Source organism: Nocardia sp. NPDC049526 (assembly GCF_044465765.1).
In the GTDB taxonomy this organism is placed as follows: Bacteria; Actinomycetota; Actinomycetes; order Mycobacteriales; family Mycobacteriaceae; genus Nocardia.
In genome coordinates, this window is sequence record NZ_JBITMA010000017.1 from 123431 (window position 1) to 145132 (window position 21702).

17 protein-coding genes and 1 pseudogene are annotated in these 21702 nt (G+C 66.0%); 5 read left to right on the forward strand and 13 right to left on the reverse strand.

From position 1 onward, the window contains the following. Positions 1-54: 54 nt before the first annotated feature. Positions 55-516, reverse strand: coding sequence for a DUF2231 domain-containing protein (locus tag ACIBW7_RS37300; RefSeq protein ID WP_397054829.1), 462 nt, complete (start codon positions 514-516; stop codon positions 55-57). A 204-nt stretch (positions 517-720) separates the two neighbouring features. After that, positions 721-1962: a PucR family transcriptional regulator gene (locus ACIBW7_RS37305; RefSeq protein WP_397054831.1), complete on the reverse strand. Its 1242-nt coding sequence runs from the start codon at positions 1960-1962 to the stop codon at positions 721-723. A gap of 328 nt (positions 1963-2290) precedes the next feature. Between ACIBW7_RS37305 and ACIBW7_RS37310 the strand changes: the two genes are divergently transcribed. Both ACIBW7_RS37310 and ACIBW7_RS37315 read left to right on the forward strand, forming a co-directional pair. After that, a complete protein-coding gene (locus tag ACIBW7_RS37310) occupies positions 2291-3613 on the forward strand; it encodes a lipase family protein (protein WP_397054833.1) in 1323 nt (440 codons plus the stop codon). Positions 3614-3734: 121 nt separating this feature from the next. Continuing rightward, a complete protein-coding gene (locus ACIBW7_RS37315) occupies positions 3735-4388 on the forward strand; it encodes a VC0807 family protein (RefSeq protein WP_397054835.1) in 654 nt (217 codons plus the stop codon). Here ACIBW7_RS37315 and ACIBW7_RS37320 read toward each other — a convergent pair whose 3' ends face one another. Beyond that, complete coding sequence (locus ACIBW7_RS37320; RefSeq protein WP_397054837.1) at positions 4389-4943, reverse strand: PadR family transcriptional regulator; 555 nt, start codon at positions 4941-4943, stop codon at positions 4389-4391. Between the two features lie 87 nt (positions 4944-5030). Between ACIBW7_RS37320 and ACIBW7_RS37325 the strand changes: the two genes are divergently transcribed. Further along, a complete protein-coding gene (locus tag ACIBW7_RS37325; protein ID WP_397054839.1) occupies positions 5031-5432 on the forward strand; it encodes a nuclear transport factor 2 family protein in 402 nt (133 codons plus the stop codon). On the opposite strand, the gene ACIBW7_RS37330 is transcribed toward ACIBW7_RS37325, so the two are convergent. From ACIBW7_RS37330 to ACIBW7_RS37370, 9 genes and pseudogenes are all read right to left on the reverse strand, one after another. After that, positions 5426-6853 (reverse strand): lipase maturation factor family protein, encoded by a 1428-nt coding sequence (locus tag ACIBW7_RS37330; protein WP_397054841.1) that lies wholly within the window; start codon positions 6851-6853, stop codon positions 5426-5428. The genes ACIBW7_RS37325 and ACIBW7_RS37330 overlap by 7 nt on opposite strands. 18 nt (positions 6854-6871) lie before the next feature. Then, on the reverse strand, positions 6872-9217 hold the full coding sequence (locus ACIBW7_RS37335) for a glycoside hydrolase family 65 protein (RefSeq protein WP_397054843.1): 2346 nt from the start codon (positions 9215-9217) through the stop codon (positions 6872-6874). Then, positions 9214-9978 carry an HAD family hydrolase gene (locus ACIBW7_RS37340; protein ID WP_397054845.1) on the reverse strand — a complete coding sequence of 255 codons (765 nt, stop codon included), beginning with the start codon at positions 9976-9978 and terminating at the stop codon, positions 9214-9216. Before ACIBW7_RS37340 ends, ACIBW7_RS37335 begins: the two co-directional genes overlap by 4 nt. Before the next feature lie 41 nt (positions 9979-10019). Beyond that, positions 10020-10889 carry a MurR/RpiR family transcriptional regulator gene (locus ACIBW7_RS37345; protein ID WP_397054848.1) on the reverse strand — a complete coding sequence of 290 codons (870 nt, stop codon included), beginning with the start codon at positions 10887-10889 and terminating at the stop codon, positions 10020-10022. 246 nt (positions 10890-11135) lie between these two features. After that, positions 11136-13328 carry a hypothetical protein gene (locus tag ACIBW7_RS37350; RefSeq protein WP_397054850.1) on the reverse strand — a complete coding sequence of 731 codons (2193 nt, stop codon included), beginning with the start codon at positions 13326-13328 and terminating at the stop codon, positions 11136-11138. A gap of 581 nt (positions 13329-13909) precedes the next feature. After that, positions 13910-14878 carry a zinc-binding dehydrogenase gene (locus tag ACIBW7_RS37355; protein WP_397054879.1) on the reverse strand — a complete coding sequence of 323 codons (969 nt, stop codon included), beginning with the start codon at positions 14876-14878 and terminating at the stop codon, positions 13910-13912. Beyond that, positions 14878-15897, reverse strand: a complete 1020-nt coding sequence (locus ACIBW7_RS37360; RefSeq protein WP_397054852.1) for a 3-oxoacyl-ACP synthase III family protein — start codon at positions 15895-15897, stop codon at positions 14878-14880. The genes ACIBW7_RS37355 and ACIBW7_RS37360 overlap by 1 nt, the downstream gene beginning before the upstream one ends. A 167-nt stretch (positions 15898-16064) precedes the next feature. Continuing rightward, positions 16065-17648 (reverse strand): FAD-dependent monooxygenase, encoded by a 1584-nt coding sequence (locus ACIBW7_RS37365; RefSeq protein ID WP_397054855.1) that lies wholly within the window; start codon positions 17646-17648, stop codon positions 16065-16067. A gap of 115 nt (positions 17649-17763) precedes the next feature. Then, positions 17764-17934 (reverse strand): annotated as a pseudogene (locus ACIBW7_RS37370) (dihydrodipicolinate reductase); the annotation flags it as partial. 10 nt (positions 17935-17944) lie between these two features. Here ACIBW7_RS37370 and ACIBW7_RS37375 point away from each other — a divergent pair. Continuing rightward, a complete protein-coding gene (locus ACIBW7_RS37375; RefSeq protein WP_397054857.1) occupies positions 17945-18076 on the forward strand; it encodes a hypothetical protein in 132 nt (43 codons plus the stop codon). 22 nt (positions 18077-18098) lie between these two features. On the opposite strand, the gene ACIBW7_RS37380 is transcribed toward ACIBW7_RS37375, so the two are convergent. Next, positions 18099-21059 (reverse strand): CHAT domain-containing protein, encoded by a 2961-nt coding sequence (locus ACIBW7_RS37380; protein ID WP_397054860.1) that lies wholly within the window; start codon positions 21057-21059, stop codon positions 18099-18101. 47 nt (positions 21060-21106) lie between these two features. On the opposite strand from ACIBW7_RS37380, the gene ACIBW7_RS37385 reads away from it, so the two are divergent. Beyond that, positions 21107-21535 carry a hypothetical protein gene (locus tag ACIBW7_RS37385; RefSeq protein WP_397054862.1) on the forward strand — a complete coding sequence of 143 codons (429 nt, stop codon included), beginning with the start codon at positions 21107-21109 and terminating at the stop codon, positions 21533-21535. Positions 21536-21702: the final 167 nt, after the last annotated feature.

The window sequence follows — 21702 nt, forward strand, 5'->3', positions numbered from 1 at the left end:
CCAGTCATCCTCGAAAGCTACGCGAGTTGCATTGGACAACTTCAGCTTTGGACGCTAAAGCGCTTGGGCACCCCACACCGCATGCGAGCCGGAGTCCCCCACGCGGTACACCTGGGTGGTCGCCGCACCGCCTGCGGCGATCGCCAATACCGCAGCCACCACGGTGACCACGCGCCCCACCGGACGCCCACGCTCGTCGCGCAGGTGGACGACGATGAGCAACGCCGTGACGAGCAGTAGCGGCACCACGAAGTAGATCATCGTGTTGCCGAGGTCGGCATGCTTATCGATGGCCGGGGATCCGCCGAGCTTGTGCTGGAGCCACTCCCCTGCCTCGGTCGTCATCGGTGTCAGGGCTACGGTGATCGCGGCAAGCGCCGTGACCAGCCAGATCAGCCGCCGACGGGCCGCGGGCCATACCGCCGACAAGATGAGCAGCGCCGCGGTCAGCGGTACGAAGACCACGATGACGTGCACCAGCAGTATGTGGGCGGGTAACCCGTTGATCGTCGACATGAGGCAACTCCCGGAGTTCGTGACCGCGGCGACGGTTGCGGCCCAAGTATCTCCCTCACCTCACGGTTCAGCGCGGTGCACGGTTCATCCCGGCACGGGTGTCAGCGGCAGCGGTGCCACCTCGGAGATACCTCAGTGCGGATCCGAGCAGGCCTCGATGCCATGTTGCGTGGCCAGGGCCTGATGTGCCCGCGCCAAGGCCGATCAGTCCCCCTCGACAACCTCCGCCGCCTCAGCCACCGGATAGAAGCGATGCACCGTGAGCGCCGCCGCCAGCAGCCGCGAGCCGTTGGGCTCACTCGGATCGATACCGGTGAGTTCGGCGATGCGCTTGAGCCGGTAGCTGAAAGTATTGGGGTGCACATGCACTTCGGCGGCAGCCGCCTTGCGATCGGACCCGTGCCGCAGATGCGCTTCCAGCGCCTCGAACAGGTGCGAGCGCAACAGCAGCGGGGCAATGCGGTCCGACAGTCGGTCCCGTGCCGGGCCCGGCCGGGTCAGCTGATACTCGAGCAGCAGATCATCCAGGTCGTACAGTCCGCTCGGCCGGTTGAGCAACCGGGCCAGTTCGGCCAGATCGGTCGCCTCCTGCACCGCATGCGGGAGCAGATCCCGTTCGACCGCGCGACGCTCGGCCAGGAAGACGTCGACGCCGAACTGTCCGGTGAGTTCGGCGGCCAGCCGCTCATACACCTTGGATTCGGATCCGCTCGGCAGCAGCGCGATTCCGGTCGTGCCGTCGAACGTGCTCAATGCCTTGGTTCCGGCAATTCCGTCCAATGCCCGCTGCAGCACCCGGATTCGGCGACGGGTGAGCAGATCGGCGACCACGATCGGATGGTCGTCCGAGCGGATATGGATGGCGAGCACCGTATAGCGTTCCGCGAGAACGACATCCGCGCGCGCCGCCAGTTCCTCCGCGGGCTGGCCACGCAGCAGGGCCGAGCACAGCGCCCGGCGCGCCTCACGTTCGGCGTGGTAGATCGACTGCTCCACATCGGTATACGCCTCCACTACCGCGACATTGATATCCCGCAGCAGATCGAGCAGCCGAGCGCCGAAGGCGATCAGATCGTTCATATCCTCCGGCGTGGCCACCGCCGCCGCCTCCTGCAGGATCACCTGACCGGAGCCATGGACGGCATGCATCAACAGCCCCAACGGAATTCGGTCCTCGGCATGCCGCTCGGCGACCGGGCCGACGAATTCGATCACCTCGGCTCCGGTGAACACCCGCTGCTCCTGGGTCGCGCGCAGGAAAGCCTGGCCGCATCCGGCGATCGCGGGTAGCACCTCGCCGGTGAAATGCCCGTCCGGCAGATCCGCGGCCGGTGGCGTCGAGCCCAGGCCCGCCTCGAGCATGCGTTCGGCGATTTCGGGTAACCGACGGACCAGTCGGGCGATTATCGGCGCGTCTCCGGACAGCGGGGGCAGAACAACGGACATGACTTGCACGTTACCCAACGATGCCATTTATCGATAAATCTAGTAAGCGCTCGGTCTTTGTCTCCGAACACAAGATTTCCGCGGATTCTTCTCGTCCGCGTGCAGTGACAGCAGACCCCTCGCATGACGCTGCTCACCTGCGTGTTCTCATGTCCTACCGGGTGACGGCGGTCACCGTCAACACCGCAGGCCGGAGAAAAACACCCTCCGCAATTGTGTTTTGGGACAATTATCTTCCCACCCCCGCATTGCTACGTTGAGTATCGGTATTCCGGCGTCAATTCAAATAAAACACCGTGCCGGTGCACCCTCGAAAGGATGTACAGGAATGAGCGTGCAGGCCGACGCCGGAAGGGAATCGGCGCACCCGATTGCCGAAATGTTTCGTTCTGGTCGGCCGCTACAGCCGGAGCTGGATCGGTTCTATCGGCCGCCCGCCGGATTCGCACGCTTCGCCCCCGGCACCATCCTGCGGACACGCAAGGTCGAGCTGGCGCTGTTCGGCCGTGTGCCACTGAGGTTTTCGGCCTGGCAGCTGCTGTACCGCACCAGCAACTTCCACGGCAGCGCGGAGGCGGCGGTGACCACGGTGCTGCTGCCGTGGGGCGCCGACCCGCGCGAGACGCGGCCGCTGGTCTCGTTCCAGTGCGCCATCGACGGCGTCAGCTCGAAATGTCTGCCTTCGTACGCACTGCGGCGCGGCGCGCGGGCACTCGGCTCGATTCCGCAGATCGAACTACCCGTCATCACCTACGCACTGGCCCGCGGCTGGGCGATCTCGGTGCCCGATCACGGCGGGCTGGCCGGACATTTCGGGGTGCCGCGCGAACCCGGCTACCGATCCCTCGACGCCATCCGGGCCAGCCTGCGCTTTGCACCGCTCGGCCTGAGCGAGGCGACTCCCGTTGCGCTGTGGGGTTATTCGGGCGGCGGCCTCGCCACGGCATGGGCCGCGGAACTGGCCGCCCAATACGCACCGGAACTCGATATCGTCGGCGCGGTCGCCGGCTCACCGGTCGGCGATCCAGGTTCGGCCTTCGCGCGGTTGAACGGCACCTTCTTCGCCGGTTTTTCGACGGTGTGCGTGGCGGGACTGCGCCGCGCCTACGCGGATCTGGATCGCATCCTGCGCGCTCATGTGAAGACCGAATTCCTCGATCTGCTCACCGATGCCGAATCGCGGACCACACTGCATCTGCTGTTCCGCTTGATGGGCAAAAACGTCGACGACTACAGCCACCGCACCTTCGCCGACCTGCTCGCCGAACCCGGCCTCCAGCAGATCATGGCCGATATCCGTCCCGGTGTGCAGGCGCCCGCCATGCCGATGCTGGTCATCCAGGGCGTAAACGATGAGCTCATCGCCGTCGACGATATCGACCAGCACGTTGCCCGCTACACCGTCCGCGGCGCGCATGTGCACTATCTGCGCGACCGCCTCAGCCTGCATATGCCGCTGTTGTTCATCGGCGCGCCGGTCACCATGAACTGGCTGGCGGATCGATTCGACCATCGTCCGCTGCCCGCGGCGGGCACGAAAACGGTGTGGTCGGTGGCCTTCACGAAGCGAGAGGCACTGGCCCACTTGCGTTTCGCCGTACTCTTCGTGCGCATGCTCGCAGGCAGACCGATCCGGCAGTTCCATCGGTAGGCGGCGGGCATGACAGTTGTCATGCCGGACCCGTGATGGTTGGCAGATTTGTAGCCGAGCACCGATCCGTAACGTCATTTCACGTAGTGCACAGCCGAATTACCAGCCAGGAGCACCCGTAATGACGACCACCGCACAGCCCGCGGCCGAGCCGACCACCGCGCCGCGCTTCAGCCCGATCCGCGTACTGGCCCCGATCGCCCGTGATGTCGCGGTGCCCATCGGCGGGTACTTCGTCTTGACCGGCCTCGGCTACAGCGACTTCACCGGACTGCTCGCAGGCACCCTGTTCTCGGGTGCGGTGCTGATCATCGAGACGATCCGAACGCGGCGCCTCGAGCCGTTCGCCGCGATCATGCTCGGCGTCTTCGCCTTCGGTCTGGTTGGTTCGCTGATCAGCGGCGATCCCCGCATGATGATCGTCAAGGATTCAGCGGGCACCGCGATCGTCGGTATCGCCTTCCTGATCAGCACCGTGGTCGGCAAACCGCTGACCTACCTGTCCGCGCGCAAGGCACTCGCGGCCGCCGGACCGGCCGAACTCGCCGAATTCGAGGCGTCCTACCGGGCGAACCCGGCCAAGCGCCGCGGCTTCAACACCCTGGCCATGGCCTGGGGCGGCGGCCTCGTCGCCGAAGCCATCGTCCGCATCCTGCTGGCCTATCAGCTGCCCATCCACACCATGGCCTGGCTCTCGCCGGTCCTGTCGATCATCTTCTTCACCCCGCTGATCGCCCTCAGCGTCCGCTTCGTCAAGCGCGCCCGCCGCAGCTGACTAAATCCGCCGCCGGTCCCGATATCCGGGGTCGGCGGCGAGGTCTTCCCAGAACTCGGCATAGGCCTGTTCGTGCAGGATGCCGAGCCGCAGGATGCGCGCACGAGACACCGCGCGCACCTTGTCGCTCGGGTCGATATCGGCGTACAGCGATCGATACAGCTCTAGGAGGCGACGATGCTCCGCGGCCTCGCTGTTCGCCAGGGCGACCACATCGCCCGGCGCGCCCAGATCCGCGAAGAAGAGCTTGAGCTGTGCCGGATCCCGGGTCTCGGCGGGCGGGGTCTGCGGATCGGCGAGCCAGCGCTTCAGCTCGGCCCGGCCCCGATCCGTCAGATGGAAGAGACGACGACGACGCCCGCCCTGCTCGGCCTCCTCGTCGAGCAACCCTTGCTCGACCAGGCGCACGGGAATCCGATAGAGCTGCGCATGCGGCACCGGCCAGAAGTAGTCGACGCTCTCCTCGAGCTTGGCCTTCAACTCATAGGGCGTCAGCGGTCCGTGCCGGGCGATGAGCCCGAGCACGATGTGATCCTGCGGTCCGAGATCCGCCATGCCTCCTCCATCTCATTGACACCGTCTCAGTGAGACTATAGGTTAATGCCATCGAGACCGTATCAATGAGACTATTGAGGAGTGACGATGCGCGACTTCGGCATCACCCTGTTCGACGAATGGACCGCGATGTGGAACGGCGACCTGGCGCTCGCGGACAAGATCATGGCTCCCGAATTCACCCTCCGCTACGCCCAGCCGGGCGCCGGTGACTACGACGATATCCACGACCGGCAAACCTTCGCCGCCAAGATCGCCGAATTCCGCGACGCGCGTCCCGGGATCCGATTCGTGCCCCAGGGTGCGGCCGTCGTCGAAATGGATGACGCCCGAACGGGATTCGTGGCACGCCCCTACGGTGCGGCGCGCACCGGACCGGACGGCGAACTGATCGACGTGAGCGGCACCGACATCCTGCGCTTCGCCGCCGGGCTGATCACCGAGGTCTGGTCGGCCTCCGGCGGCGCAGCCGGCCGCAGCTATTACTGACGCAGGGCCATCGGCGGGAGATACTCACCGACCAGAGTGCGGCGCCACAGTGTGTGCTCGTGCTGGAGTTCGGCGCGAGTCGCGAAGCGGTACAGGTAGATTCGCGCCCGCACGAATGTCGGCGGCGAATCGGGGAAGGGACAGCGGCGCAGTAGCCGCAATGTCGCACGGTCGTTGCGCAGCAGTCGTTCGACGAAGGCGAGCAACCAGCTGCGAGCGTAGGACGGGGAGATCGCGGCGAACCACATCAGCCAGTCCAGCCTGAGGTGGTACGGCGCCCATTGCCGGGGCCATCGGCGCGGATCCCCCGGCTTACCCTTGAACTCGTACTCTCGCCACAATGTCTGGTCGGTGATCTCCTGCTCGTCGGTGCCCTCGAACACCACCTCCTCGCGGGTGCGGCCGATACTGCCGAATGCACCATAGGTATTGACCAGGTGCAAGGGGTTGAAGGACGCATTCATTCGCTGCTGGCGCGACAGCAGATTGCGGGCGGGCCAGTAGCTCAGCAACACCACCACGACGGCGCAGGCGAGCACCAGACCGGCGAACCACGGCGGCGCCGCGGGCATCGACGGCGGATCCGGCACGGGCAGTATCGCTCTCGCCGAGGACACATCGATCACGGTGGTGGCCAATACGATCGTCACCCAGTTCAACCAGGCGAAGTTGCCGGACAGCACCAGCCACAGCTGCGTGACGATGATGAACGCGGCGGCCACGCTGGCCACCGGCTGCGGCGCGAAGAGTCCCCAGGGCACAACGAGTTGGGCGAAATGGTTGGCCGCCACCTCCATGCGATGCAGCGGTTTGGGCAGGCGATGGAAGAACCAACTCAGCGGCCCGGGCATCGGCTGGGTCTCGTGGTGGTAGTACAGACAGGTCAGATCGCGCCAGCAGGAATCGCCACGCATCTTGATCAGACCGGCTCCGAACTCCACCCGGAACAGCAGCCACCGCGCCAACCACAACACCAGCACCGGCGGCGCGACCCGATCATTGCCGAGGAAGATCGCCAGGAATCCGGCCTCCAGCAGCAGCGACTCCCATCCGAACGCGTACCACGCCTGCCCCACATTGACGATCGACAGGTACAGCGCCCACAGCACCGCCCACATCAGCATCGCCGCCCACAGCGGCACCAGATTCAGCGCACCGGCCACCACCGCGGCCGCCAGCGCCGCACCGAACCAGGCGACCACGGCGAAGAACCGGTCCGAATAGTGGAAATGAAAAATGCTGGGCGCCCGGCGAAATTCGACCCGCCGGACGAATCGGGGCACCGGCAACATCCCCTTCGCACCGATGAGTGCCCGGAACTGCCGCGCCGCCGCGACGAAGGCGATCAGATAGATGGCGGCCAGACCGTGCTGGAAAACCAGTCTGCCCAACCAGTACTCGAATTCGGTGAACGATGGCATGCCCGCTCCTTCGTACCGCTACCGCCGCCGATACGGCGCCCGCCCCTCGGGTAGCAATGGCTCGGGTCGATCGGATTGCCGCGGAATCGGCAGCGTCACCGCGGCATTGCCGAGCGTCGTAAAACGACCGTGATGGCGCAGGACCAACGAATCTCCGGACAGCAGTCGATAAGTCGCGGAATCGCCGGTGATCTCGACGACTATGCCACTGCCGCGCCAGATGATCCGGAAGGCCAGGCGCTCGATATTCGCGGGAAGTCGTGGTGCGAAACTCAATTCACCACCGTGGTCGCGCATGCCGCCGAAACCGAAGACACAGCAGAGCCATGCTCCGGCGAGTGAGGCCATATGCAGGCCGTTGGCGACATTGTGATGCAGATCGTGCAGGTCGGTCAGTGCGGCCTCGGCGAAGTAGTCGAAGGCGAGTGAGAGGTGGCCGACCTCGGCGGCCATAACGGACTGGCCGGCGGCCGACAGCGAGGAGTCGCGGACGGTCAATGCCTCGTAGTAATCGAAGTTGCGCGCCTTCTGCTCGGGAGTGAAAGCATTGGGGCACAAGTACATTGCCAAGCTCAGGTCGGCCTGTTTGACGACCTGTTTGCGATACAGATCGAAGTACGGGTAATGCAGCATCAGCGGATACTTCTCCGGCGGAGTCGCGGCGAAGTCCCAGCGGGCATGTTCGGTGAAGCCCTCGGATTGCTCGTGCACCCCGAGTTCCTCGTTATAGGGCAGGTACATGCATTTGGCGCGGTCGCGCCAGCCGCGGATCTCCTCCGCGTCGACCTCCAATTGCTCGGCGATATCCGGTTGGCGCACACAGGCTTCGGCGGCTTCGTCGAGGTTCCGCTGCGCCATCAGATTCGTATAGATGTTGTTGTCGGCGAGTGCGGAATATTCGTCGGGACCGGTCACGCCGTCGATCCGGAAGTTCCCCGCCGTGTCGTAATGGCCCTGGCTCACCCACGAGCGCGCGGTCTCCACCAGAAGCTCCACACCGCAGCCTCTTTCGAAGTGCTCATCGCCGGTCGCGGCGAGATATCGGACCACCGCATCGGCGATATCGGCATTGACGTGCACCGCCGCCGTACCGGTCGGCCAGTAGCCGGAACCCTCGTCGCCATTGATGGAGCGCCACGGGAACATCGCTCCGGTGTGGCCGAGTTCCCGTGCGCGCTGCCGGGCCCGGTCGAGGGTGGCGTGCCGCCATCGCAGTGCGTCGCCCGCCGCCACCGGCATCGTGTAGGTCAGTACCGGCAATACGAAAGTCTCTGTGTCCCAGAATGAATGGCCGTCGTAGCCCGGCCCGGTCAGCCCCTTGGACGGTATCGCGCGCGTCTCACCGCGTGCACCCGCCTGCAGTACGTGGAACAGCGCGAATCGGACGGCCTGCTGGAGTTCGGGATCCCCGTCGATCTCGATATCGGCGGTGGACCAGAAGGTGTCCAGGTACTCGCGCTGCCGGGCCAGCAACGTATCCCAGCCGGTCTCCAGACCCGCGGCCAATGCCGCGTCCACTTGGGCCCGCAGCGCCGGTACCGAGCGTCGGCTCGACCATCCGTAGCCGAGATACTTCGTCAACCGCACGCGCCGGCCCTTCGCGACATCGACCGCGATCGTCAAGCGCGCCAGATCCTCGTCGGCGTGCACACCGCAGCGGGGGGTCGCGTCGACCTCGAGTTCATGGTCCATGGCCGCGGCCATGCGCAGCCCGGAGCGCCGGGTGTGGTGGACGAGCACCGCCGCGAAATCACGGGCCGCGCAGAAGTCCGCCACCAGCGGGCGGTCGAGCGCTGCGGCGAGCCGAGGATCGTTATGCGAGCTCGGAACCGGTTCATTGGCAAGCAGATCCGATTGAATGACCAGCTCGAGATCGTCGTCGAGCGGTTCGACCTCGTAGCGGATCGCGGCCAGAGCGCGTTCGGTGAACGACACCAGCCGCTCCGAGCGGATGCGTACGCATCGACCGGTCGGCGAGGTCCAGACCGTGTCGCGCCGCAGCGTACCGGACCGGAAGTCCAGTACCCGTTCGTGTTCGACGGCCTCGCCGTAACGCATATCCATCGGCTCGTCCTCGACCAGCAGCCGGATGATTTTCCCGTCGGTCACATTGACGAGGGTCTGGCCCTCCTCCGGATAGCCGTACCCCGCTTCGGCATAAGGCAATTGGCGTTTCTCGTAGAAGCCGTTGAGGTAGGTCCCCGGCTTGCCGACCGGCTCCCCCTCCTCGAAAGTGCCGCGCAGCCCGAGATGTCCGTTGGCGAGCGCGAAGATCGACTCGGTTCGGTGCAATGCCTCGAGATCCAGTCCGCACCAACGCAAGTGCCATGGCGCGATCTCGAAGCCACGGCAGTCGGTAGTCATTGCGGTGGCCCGAGCTCGGCCAGATCGGTGACGACCACATCCGCACCCGCCCGACGCAATGCCTCGGCCTGCGTGCCATCCCGCACTCGATCGACGCCGACGACATATCCGAAGTCGGCGGCCCGACCGGCCGTCACCCCGGCGATGGCATCCTCGAATGCCGCGGCCTGTTCCGATTTGGCGTCCAGCGCCTCCGCGGCCGCGAGAAATGCGTCCGGCGCGGGTTTGCCGCGCAAGCCGCGGCCGGCGATCTCGACCCCGTCGATACACACATCGACGAACCGGGTCAGATCCGCGACCGCCAACACCTCATGGGCATTCGCCGAAGCGGTAACCACACCCGTCCGCAACCCGGCCGCGCGTGCCCCGTTCAGATAGGCCAGCGACCCCGGATAGACGTGTACCCCGTCGCGTTCGAGGAACGACAGCAGCAGCCGATTCTTCCGATTGCCGAGCCCGTGCACGGTCGGCTCCCCCTCCGCCGCATCGGGTTCCCCCTCCGGCAGCGTGATCCCGCGCGACTTCAGGAACTCCCGGACACCGTCCGCCCGCGAGCGGCCGTCCACATAGCCCAGATAGTCCGCGTCGGTGAACGGGTGGAACGGGCCGGGGCTGCGACCGGCAAGAAACTCGTCGAAGACCGCCTTCCACGCCCGCCGGTGCACCGCCGCGGTATCGGTCAACACACCGTCGAGGTCGAACAGCGCCACCGAGATCGTTTCGGGCAATCCGAGCCCCCGGAGATCATGGCTGGGCGTCATATCCCAGCGGTACCCGAGGACGGCACCGGCAAACGGCGCGACTAGTCGAGCAATTGATCGTCGAGGATGTCGGTATCGGTGCCGACGGATCCCAGGCGCATCGCGACGGCGGTGACCAGGGCGTGCACCAGGGCGGTGAAGGCGGTCAGGGAGCGTAGGACGGTGAGCGAGCCGCTTCCGACGTAGAAGGTCACATCGGCGATGCGGGCCAGCGGGGAGGACGCGTCATCGGTGAGCGCGATGGTGGTGGCGCCGCGGCGGCGTGCCGCCTCGACCGCACGCACGGTGTCACTGCTGTAGCGCCGGATCGATACCGCGACGAGTACGTCGCCGGGTTCGATATCGCGCAGTTCGTCGGTCAGCACCCGGGCGGTCGCCCCGAGCTGGCGGACCCGGTGGCGCACCAGTTGCAGCTGATAGGTGGCGGCATAGGCGATCGCGAGACAGCGCCGCAGCCCGATGACGTGCACCGTCGAGGCATACGCCAGCGTCTCGACCGCCCGATCCCAGTCACCGCGATCGATCCGCGCGAAGGTACGGGACATATTGTTGGTGTCGTATTCGGTTATCGCGGTGAAGAACTCGTCGTTCGAGCTCGGCGGCGGCGCGTCGGCGGGTCTACGCACCAGATACGCCTCGGCGGCCAGTTGTCTGCGGCAGAGTTCGACCAGGCCGGGATAGCCGGGCAGGCCCAGCATGGTCGCGAAACGCACCAGCGAGGAACGGTGCACGCCCGCGAGTTCGGCGCTCTGGCCGATGCTGCGGAATGCGGTTCCCTCCGGATCGTCCAATACCAGCCTGGCTATGCGCTGTTGGCCGTCGGCCAGTTCGGGAAGGCGCTGCTGCAGGAGGGCGCGTAGTTCCTGATAGGTGGTAGGAGCGCTGTCCCGCACGGTGAGCCTCGCGATCATTCGGGGTACTCGAACGATAGGCCGTCACAATAACTGACGGTCCGTCTGGTTCTAGTGCCCCCGGGCAATCACGTTCAACCCACAGGTTTCTACCAGTTTTCGGGGCTATGCGAATGGATCTCCTTGTCGAGTGGCGAGGTTGCGTGCACGCAAACCCGCCCATGGATCGTTGACCAGGCCATCGGTGGGACCGTCGAAAGTGTGATCAGATCTTTCACCTCACCGATCGGCGAATATTGAGCCCGCCTACGAAGACCATGGGTTGGGTCCGCCATTCGCATCGAAGCCGTTGAAGTTGGCCAGTTGCCGAGTCGACCGCTGCAACGCCTGAAGAAGAATCGGGTCGTTCTGCTGCTGGTAGTAGTTCGTGGCCGCTTCCTGATGCTGGAGCGCCAGTCGCCGTCCGATGTGTTGGCGAGTATCGCGCCCGACGTTGCGCCATTCGTCCGGGGTTATGGCTCTGAGCTGATGTTCGTTGCTGTTCATGACCCGCTGCACGAACTGGTGATCTACGGCGTTCGGGTTCATCGGTGCGGTGGAGTGCCGCACGAAGTTGTCCGCAGCGACCACGGCCTGCCCGGCGAACGCCGGCAGCGCGGCGACGCCCTGGTGGTTCTCCACCGCGTACCCCGCGGCGAGCGCCTTCTGCAAGGGCGCGAAGCCGTTCGGGTTGTAGTCCTTCATGCTGGCCTTCTGGACGGCCAACGCGCGCTGGGCATCGATCACCTGCTGATCGGTCGCACCCATCGCCAGCAGAATCGGAGCGACCATCGAGTCCGGGACCTTGCTATCGCCCAGACCGTCCAGAACATTTCCGACACCGAGAGCGGACCTGATTCCGCCGTCTATTCCTTCCAACCGCCCGGCGGCCTTGACCCGCCAGTTCCCACGGCCGGCGTGGTTGTACTCCTGCAGTTGCCGCACCATCGGCGAGACGGCGATGTTGTTGAGATCCATCCGCTTCTTCCTGCGCGACAGCGGGTTCAACGGGCCCACCGTGGCCCCGAGGAGCCACGCGGTCGCGGGCGAAGCATTGATCGTGTTCAGCATGCCCATCCCGGACATCAGCCCGCCGTGCAACGAACCGCCGGCCCGAGCCTCACCCATGCCGAGTGCCGATCCCCCGCCACCTGCACCGCCGGGGCGCGCTCCAGGCCCCTGAATCGCCAGCGCGAACCGATTGGCGATCCAGTCATTGCCCCGGCTGAGGCTGCGGTTCAGGCGTTTGAGCTGGGAGACGGCGACGATCTCGACGGTGCCCGCGATGACGATCACCGCCATGGTCTGCCCCTTCGCCTGCGCGAACAGATTGCCCATGAACAGCACGTAGATGCCGAGGAAGATGGTGTAGGCGGTCATTCGGGCCGCGGCGACAATGCCGTCGACGAGATTGCGGACCAGAAAGGTCTGCGTCGGTCCGTAGACGAATCCGCCTGCGGCGAAACCGAATATCGACATGAACCCGTGGTAGATCGCGTCCAGGGCGGCCTTGATGACCCGGATGCCGAGCACCACCGCGAAGACCAACAGGATGCCGCCGCAGATCAACAGCATCAGGCCGGTACCGACCTGACCCATGGTCGGATTCTGGGCCTTGGCGTAGGCGGCGGAATCACCGCAGCTCTGCATGCCCTTGCGGACCCGTTCGTCGTCGCCCGCGGTCATCCCTGCGGACCAGGCGGACCGGCAGGCCGGTTGCTCGTCGACCACATGCCCGAAATTCCAGACCTGCACCGGGCGGCGGGCGAAGTTGTCCGCCAGATCGCGCTGCATAGTCGTCACCATTTGGTTCGGATTCGGGTTGGTGTTGCCGTTCAGCCCGGCCGCCACCGAAATTCCCAAATCCCTACCCTTGGCGAGCAATCCGTCCGAGGACAGCACATCGCCGAGTGGCTCGGCCAGGAATACGGGACCGAGCACCGCGACACCGAGCATCGTGACGATCTGCAGCACCGCCTTGGCGTGATAGCCACGCAACCAGAACCAGGCGACACAGAACGCGCCGATCGTAGCGGCGGTGATCAGCAGCATCGGTGTCGCGATCTGACCGGTCAGCCGGTCCGCGACGCCGGTCAATGCCGAGCCGAACATATTGAGCCACTGGAAGCTCAGCGCATTGCCGATCAACCAGATCGCGGTCGTCACGATGGCGATATAGCCGATGAATTCGAAGCCGAGGATCGCCCAGAGGATCGTCGAGCCCGGGTCCAGCACCCCGCCGTGGTCGGTCGCGAAGGAGTAGTTCGCCAGCGGCACCCCGGACGAATCGCGGATATGCATCCAGCTGAGGCCGTCGATTTCGGAGACACTGCTGCCGGTCGCCGCGGACAGGTACTGCGCATTGGCCACCGCGCCGACAAGTCCGGGAAAAACAAATAGCACGACGATGACGGCCAGCACCCAGCCGAGGCGTCGCCGCCAACGAATTGCATTGGACAAGACGGGGCGCGGACAGCACCCCTTCGGATCCTCGGATCCCCACCTCGGCCGGACCGGCCGCCTCTTCGACCGTCTGGCCATGTCCCTCAGCATGACGCAACTATTGTTGCGTGGCAACACTTTTGAGAAACCATTTGTTCACCTAACGTCCACTTCCGGCGGTTCTCGACGGCACACCGGTGCGCCGCCGATGAAGGCTCGCTGGAACCCGCGCTCGCAATCCCGTCCCCACATTCACCTTCGGCAACAGCGGCGCCACCCAGCCGAGTTACAGCTGCGGCACCGGCATCTACCGTCCCGGCCCCCGCCTCCCCTTCCACAAGATCATCAGCAACGGTGTCACTGGATGCAGTGGTATGCCACAAGGCCAGGGCATCCGATGTGTGTCAATGCCGAACACGGCTTCCGCATCGCGCGTAGCCGATACACCATGACGTGACGGCTACGAGGGTTCGCGAAAAGACTTCGGCATCACGGTGTTACGACGATCTCGGGGAATCCGGCACGGGACGCAGGACAACGGCCGATCAGCCAGGCTGATCAGCGGGCAGCGAACCAGCATGCCCTCGGCACACCGGAGTTCATACTGCGAGGACGACCTTGCCGAAGACCGCATTGGATTCGAGCGCAGCCAGACCTTCGCGGGCGCGGGTCATCGGAAGTACTCGATCGATGACCGGATCGATGCCGTGGGCCACGCAAAAGGCGCCGAGCTCCGACAGCTGATCGCAGGTACCGAGCATCGAGCCGACCACACTCACCTGTCGATAGAAGATGTGCGCCAGTTCGGCCGGCGGATGCGCACCACTCGTCGCACCGCTCACCACGATGGAACCACCGTCGCGCACACTGCGCATGGAATGCGCCCAGGTGGCCGCGCCGACAGTGTCCATCACCGCGTCGACCCGGTGCGGCAATCTCGCACCCGGTTCGAAAGATGTTTCGGCACCGAGCTTTTCGGCCGCCTTGCGGCGCTGCTCGCTGCGGCTGGTGACCCACATCCGATATCCGGCGGCCGACCCGAGCGCGATCAGCGCCGTTGCCACCCCACCGCCCGCGCCCTGGACCAGAACGACATCGCCGGTGCCGAGCGACACCCGCCCGAACAGCATCCGATAAGCCGTCAGCCATGCGCCGGGCAGACAGGCGGCCTGCTCGAACGACATCGACGTCGGTTTGGCGACCAGGTTGCGCCGCGGCACCGTGATCTGCTCGGCGAACGTGCCGTCGAACACTTCACTCAGCACCGAACGATCAGGATCGAGCGTCTCGTCGCCATTGCCTGCCGCGGGGTTGCCGATGACCGGATAAACGATCACCGGATTGCCGTCCTCGTCGATGCCCGTTGCGTCGGTGCCGAGCACGATCGGCCACCGCTGCTTCGCCGGTCCGACGCCACGCAATGTCCACAAGTCGTGATGGTTCAGCGCGGCCGCGACGACGGAGATGGTCGTCCAGCCGTCGGCGACCACCGGCTCCGGCCAATCACCGACATATAGGCAGCTCAGCGGATCTTCGGTAGACGCGGCGAGCGCCGCGACCGCCAACATCACTGACCGCCGGCATAGTGCCGAAAACACAGCGACCCCCAGATATAGCCCGCACCGATCGCCGAAAGGATCAAGTGGTCACCGTGCTCGACCTCGGCCATGCGCTCGTGCAGCACGGTGAAGATGCTGGCGGACGCGGTATTGCCGAGGCGATCGACATTCACCGGTACGCGCTCGACTGGTATGTCCAACTGCTTCGTGACATCGGCGAGAATGTTGATGTTGGCCTGATGCAGCAGAAAATGATCGACCTCGTGCAGCGGCACGGCTGCACGCGCGGCCACCTCCCGGATACTGTGCGGCAGCCGTCCGGTCGCGGCATTCCACGCACCCTTCCCGTTCATCTGCAGGTAATGGCTGCGGTCGTGCAGCACCGCCTCGGAAAACGGTCGGCGCGAGCCGCCCGCGGGGATGCCGACCGCATGCGAGAGGTCATCGCCGGTATCCCAGGCGAGCAGTCCGAAGCCTTCGGGTACGGCACCGAGCACCACCGCCCCCGCGGCATCACCGAAGAACACCCTGGTGGTGCGATCCTGCGGATCGGTCATGCGCGAGCCGCAGTCGGCACCGACCACCATGACATGGGAAAACGCCGGATTCTGCAGCAGGTGCGCAGCCATGAGCAAGGCGTAGATACCACCCGCGCACGCGGCTTGCGTGATATCGAATGGGAGGGCGTGATCGGCACCGAGCGCCTGTTTCACCGTCAAGGCGGTCGACGGCAGCGGCTGATCGGGGCTGAAGGTGGCGACGAGGACGGCATCGAGATCCGAAGCGGCGATCCCGGCGGCGGCGAGCGCCTGCCGGCCCGCTTCGACCGCGAGATCGGAAGTGGCCGAATCCGAATCGGCGAAATGGCGTTCGGCGATTCCGGTTCGGGCCCGGATCCACTCGTCGGTCGTATCGAGCCCCTCGATCAACTCCGCATTCGTCACTACCCGTGGCGGAATATGCAAGCCGACGCCGACAATACCAACCGGTCGGGTAAGGGATGGCTGACGAAGCGACTTCGGGTTCATCGATTGTCCTTGCTGTCCGCGAGATTCCGGCACGAATACGGCCCGGCGCGGTAGCGCCTGGGATGCCTGTGGTCCGACGCCTGGATCCTATGGGCGCCTCGGCACTGCTCCCGCTAGTGGGAAATAGCGGGAGCAGTGTCGGTTCACGCGCTGGACGCGCCGACCGATCAGCAGGGCTGATCGGTGAGGGGCACCGGCGTTTTCACCGGTGTGCCGAACCAGTCGGACAGCGCTGCGCGCAGCGCGGGCTCGGCGGTGGCGGTCGGCTCGTCGATGATTGCGGCCCAGGCGATGTAAGCGTCCGGGCGGATCAGCAGAGCGTCGGCCGGCCGGTGATCGGTTTCGGCGGTGTGGATTTCGACGCGATGCTGCCAGTCGCGGGCGATCTCGCGGAGCTCCGGTCGGTCAGCGAGGACGAGCAGTATCGGCCGTGCGGTGTGCATGAGTTCCGCGACGCTGGTTGCGCCCTCGTCGGTGTACAGGGTGAGGTCGGGTGCGAAGGTGCCGGTCAAGGGGTGCTCGTTGGGATTGGGCAGCGGGTAGCGGATGTCCGTGCCCGCGATCAGGGCTCCTACGCGGCGCAATGGCTGCTCGTCGAGAAGCAGTTCCTGGAAGACCTGCCGAAGTGCTTCGGCGGCCGGATCTTGTCCGCGTCGCAATGCCACCTGGGCCCGAGTATGTAGCAGTGTCCGCGCACCGGCGAGGTGACGTTCGTCGTGATAGGTGTCCAGCAGACCGTCCGGCGCCCAGCCCTCGATGTCGGCGGCCAGTTTCCAGGCCAGGTTGACCGTGTCGAGCATGCCCGCATTGATCGCCACACCCGTGGCGGGGAACAGGTGGGCCGCATCGCCGGCCAGCAGGATCCGCCCGGCGCGGTACCGCTCGGCCAGCCGATCCTTGAAGGTGAAGCGCGACAGCCGAATCGGTTCTCCGAGTGGTAGATCCGCGCCGAGCACCCGGCGGACGCTGTCCTGGAACTCGGTCAGGGTCATCGGTTCGTCGTCGTCGTATTCGGTGGACTCGTCTTCGGTGGTGAAGAGCCCGAGCAGTTCGGGAGTGGTCGACCCGTTCGCGAACATACCGCGGTCTGTTTGCGTGAATCCCGCACGGATCCGGCCGAAACCCGGGACATCGAGGTCGCCGTTGTCGAGCACGGTCACCGAATCGTGCACGGTGACCTGGACCAGCCGATTGACCTCCGGATATGTGGTGCCCGGGAATTCGATGCCCGCCATATCGCGGATCCGGCTGTGCCCGCCGTCGCAGCCCACCAGGTACCGGGCGGTCACTCGGTACGGTCCGTCCGGCCCGTGCACGTCCGCGGTCACCGTGGCTTCGGCCTGGCTCACCCCGACCACCTCGTGTCCGCGGTGGATGTCGACGCCCAGTTCAGTGACCCGTTCAGCGAGCACACGCTCCAGCCGATGCTGTGCGAGCGGCAGCGCGTGCAGCGGGGGATCCGGCAGGCGCGTCAAGTCCACGTGCACACCGCCGAACGGGAAGCGCGGAGCCGGAATGGGGTCGGTGTTGGCTGCTTCACAGCGTTCCAGCAGGCCGCGGTAGCGCAGCAGTTCCAGGATCCGCCCGCCGATACCGCCGGCCTTCGGGATGTCTCGGGGTTGCGCCTTCCGCTCCAACACCAGCGGTCGTATACCGCTCAGACGCAGCTCGGCGGCCAGCATCAACCCGGTCGGGCCCGCACCCACGATGATCACATCGGTGTCGGTCACATGCATTCGGTTACTTCCCATCTCACGCAGGTTCTGGCCTCGGCCAGCGATTCTGCAGCACGACCCGGGTCTTGCCGCAATCCCCCGGATGCGTTATATGTTGAGAAGGGAAATGAGCGGGCGCGCGCCCCGTTTCCTAGTCGCGGGGGTTTTTGAACCGACCGGCGAATCCGCGCAGCGGGAGGTCCGCACTGGTCAGCAGTCCCGGCGGGGCGGCGACAACGGACGCGATCGCGTTGAGTGCGGGCAGTCCCGCGCCGATCGATGCGAAGTTATCCCGGATGGGGATGTCGACGCCAGGCTCCGGGGAATATGCCATGAAGTTCTGGGCCAGCTCTCTCACCCACCGCGCCGTCATCCTCGACAAGAACCTGGAACGAGCCTGTGTCTCCGTCATCTATGAGGACAACCACCAGCACTGGACGGTAACCTTCGCCTCCGTCAAGTGATCCGCCCCGCTGATCGCCTCGGTCAGCCTCCGACGTGGACGTACGGCGCCCATCGTGCCGGAAGTTGCGGGTACCGCTGGCGCAGCTGCTGTGCGGCGTGATGCAACGCGAAAGGGGCACGGTCCTCGTCGGTTCCGACCATGCCGTAGAAGAGTCGAGTTGTCTCCGCGGCGGTTCCATCGGTTACCCGCCAGAGCGTGCCGATGACGTGGCGGAAGCCCGCGACCTGGAACGCCGAACCGAGATGGATGACCTCGTCGGCGAAATAGCCCTCGGAGAGCGCGGTTTCGCAGGCGGACAAATATGCCAGCCGACCGGCTCGCGCGCCGACCGCCATGACCTCGCTCGCCGTGATCGATCCGCCGTGCACGTGCAGCGCGCTCGCGGCGGGGTACTCGGCTCGCGTCGTGGCGTGGCACGCCACATGTAACCACCCGCACTCACCGATGACGGCGAGCAGATCCTGGGGCCGCGATGCCGGACCGAGTGTGCGAGTGCCGGGGAACCGGCGCATGACCTCGGTTGCTTCGGACACCGTGCCGGGCAGCGGCGGGCGGTCGGGAGCATCGGGTACCGCTACCAGGACGGATGGCCCCGGCTCGCGTGGAGCCGGACGCCGCCCGGCCGCCAGCAATTTGATGGTCGGAGCATACGAGGAAACAACACGGTCCAGCACCGAGTGCGCGTCACGTGCCGCGGCGTGCAGCGGAAGCATGGCGAGTTGGCCGGTGGCGATCCACCAGACGCGTTCCACCGGGCCGACTCGATCGAGCACCGGACTCGCCACGACATCCCAGAGCCAGGCGAGAACATCGGACAGGGGCTCCTGGGCAGCTGCACTGAGCGCGATGTCGTGGGCGCTGAGTTCGGCGAAAGGCAGCACGCCGAAGAACGTTTCGACCTGCTCCTGCAGGCTCTCCGGTGTCAGCCTCAGCAGCGGAACCGATTCCACCGGTCCGCTGGCGCGCAAGATCAGCGCGGTCGAGCCGAGGCCGCTCACGACAATCGAGATGATCGGTCCGGCGGCCGCGGCCGGGCGCAGGTCGTCGATGCTCGGCGCCATCAGGTAGTCGCCGAAGCCGTCCATGGCGCGTATGCGGGCGACTTCCTCGTCCCACGCCCGTTCGAGGGCACGACGGCGGTCGACGGCGCTCGGCCCGCCGGGCCTGTGCGGATCTGGAGTGTGCGCCAATTCACCTGCGATGCGGCGAAGTTCGTCGGTGAGGCCGTCCCGGGCATCAACGACGCGCCCGATCAAAATACCCCGGCCCTGCTCGAGCAACACCAGGGCAGCGGCCGGATCCCCCGCGCGCACCGTGGCGGCTGCCGCCTTGGACACCAGCCCCAACATCGGGATAAGGCGCTGGAAATAGTCCGGGGTCGGCAACTGGCGGGGAACCAGACGCGGCAGCAACCCGACCGCGTAGCGGAAGTGCTCGGCGGCGGTCACCCAGTCCTCGAGCCGGGCGGTGGCGTCGCCTGCCAACTCCGCGGCCTGAATTCGCAGCTGCGTCTCGAGCCCGGCCACGGTCGCCCCGTACACGAGATGCGGCAACGCACTGCGCTGGTCGTCCGCGGAGCCGGTGCGTAGTCCGCGCTGATGCAATGCGAGCCCGAGACTGCACGCGTGCGTCGCACGATGAATGACGTCGGCGGCGGGGATCGCCCATACGAGCTGCTCCAAGCCGGCGACCAGCTCGTCGGAGGCGTCGTCGGAGGGAACGGCGATCATGCGAGCCTGCAGCGCGTCCGCCAGATCGTCGAGCAGGTCGATGCGCTCGGACAGACCGGGTTCCGCTCGCAGGCGGGCGATCTCGGCCTCCACCTCCGCGGCAAGTTCGTGGTCCGGGTGGGTATGCGCACGCCGCTCGGCAGCGACCACCGAGTACGGCTCGCCGAACCGTCTGAGCGTCTGGATCGGATTCATGGTTCCGCCCGAACGGAGAAAGGACGCCAGGGCCGCCAGCGACGAGTCGACCGCGTCGCCGCTGTGCTTCGACTTCAGGCGCATCGCACGCATGACCGCGTCGGGCACGGACCGGTGCAGCATCGGTCTTCCCGACCTGCTGCGCTCGTACTGCTCGATTACCTCGTCGATATCAGCGCTGTTTCCCGATTGGTCGAATCGACGGAGCAACAGCTCACACAGATCGATGGTGGCCGCCTCGCGGTCTTCATCCTCGAGCGCACCCGCCACAACCACCCGGAATGCGTCGATCGCCTCGTCCAAATCCTCATCGCGACGGCGCGAATCACGATTCTGTTCGGCATCGAAGCGCAACCGCAGCGCCCGGCCGAGCAGGAAGAGGTCTCCGATCCCGTTCGCGACATCATCACGGTGCGCCGCCCCGAGCCGGCGGGACATGCGAGCTGCCTCGATCGCGCGGTCGAGATGGTCGACCCCGCCGTGACGTTGAAACCGCCTGAACGCGTACCGCGCCAGCGTGAAATGAGCAGTGCGCAGGAACGGATCGCCGGGCGCCGTGACACGAACGCACCACGCCCAGGCGGCCACCGGCTCGTCGAGCAGATCGAGACCGGCGTACTCGGTGCACACGAACAGAAATTCGGCATAGGGGCGCGCGCATTGTGTGTGCTCCGGCGTGCCGGTTGCCAATCGATCCACGGCATCCCGGCACGCCTTGATAAGTTGCGGCAGCGCACCAGGATCACCGTCTCGGCGCAACAGCATCTCGGTGAATCGCCTCGCCGCGGTGATCACGAGTTCCGTTGTCGGCCATGGGTGGCCGTGCAGGTGCGGAATGGCCATGACGGCGAGCCGCACTGCCGCGGCGGGTGATCGACGGTCGTCGGGTGCCAGCTGGCTGCGCCGCCAATAGTCGCACGCCAGCCCGAACTCCTCCAGCGCGATCCGGCCAGGGTCGTAATCGGTTGCGGCGCGCAGGGTCTCGACCCGGCGCGCGATACCGTCGTCTATTGCCCGGAGCTGCTGCGCAGCCGTTCGCGACTCCCCATCTGGCATGCGGTCAGTCTCCCAACCGCACCGCGCATATGCCAGGATTCCTTGTCATGAGCGAAGATTCGGTCGGCGGCGGGCCGGCACCGGGAATGGGAAACCACCGGGGAGCCGAAGACATTCTGCTGGCGTTGCTGACCGGCTCGGTGCTGGCGCCGTTCGTGCAGGCCATCGTCACCAAAACCGGAGAAGATACCTACAAGAAGGTCCGAGAACTGCTGAGCCGGGCCCGCCGAAACGGATCGGCACCGGAATCGGGCCAGCAGATCACCCTTGCCGACGCCGGGACGGCGGTCGTGCTGCAGCTTCCCGCGACCATGACCGTCGACCACGCCCGGGCGCTCGCCACCGTCCGCGTGCCACGCCTCGCCGACGGGCAATGGCTACTGGTGCGTCAGGATCCGGAATCCCGGACATGGCGCGTCGATGTGGTGGCGGCGCCGCCGGAGGACGCGGTGGAACTCGACGGCCCGCACGCCTAGCAACTCCCCGCGCCGATTGCCCCAAGGGCGGATGAACCGGATACGGCCCGGAACCTGATCGTTCCGGGCCTTCTCGCTTAGTACTGCAACGGCGTTTCAGGTGAGGGGGTGTCCGCGGCGGCGGTAGTGACTGAGGCGGGCTTGGTGTTGGCGTCGTCGTCGCCATG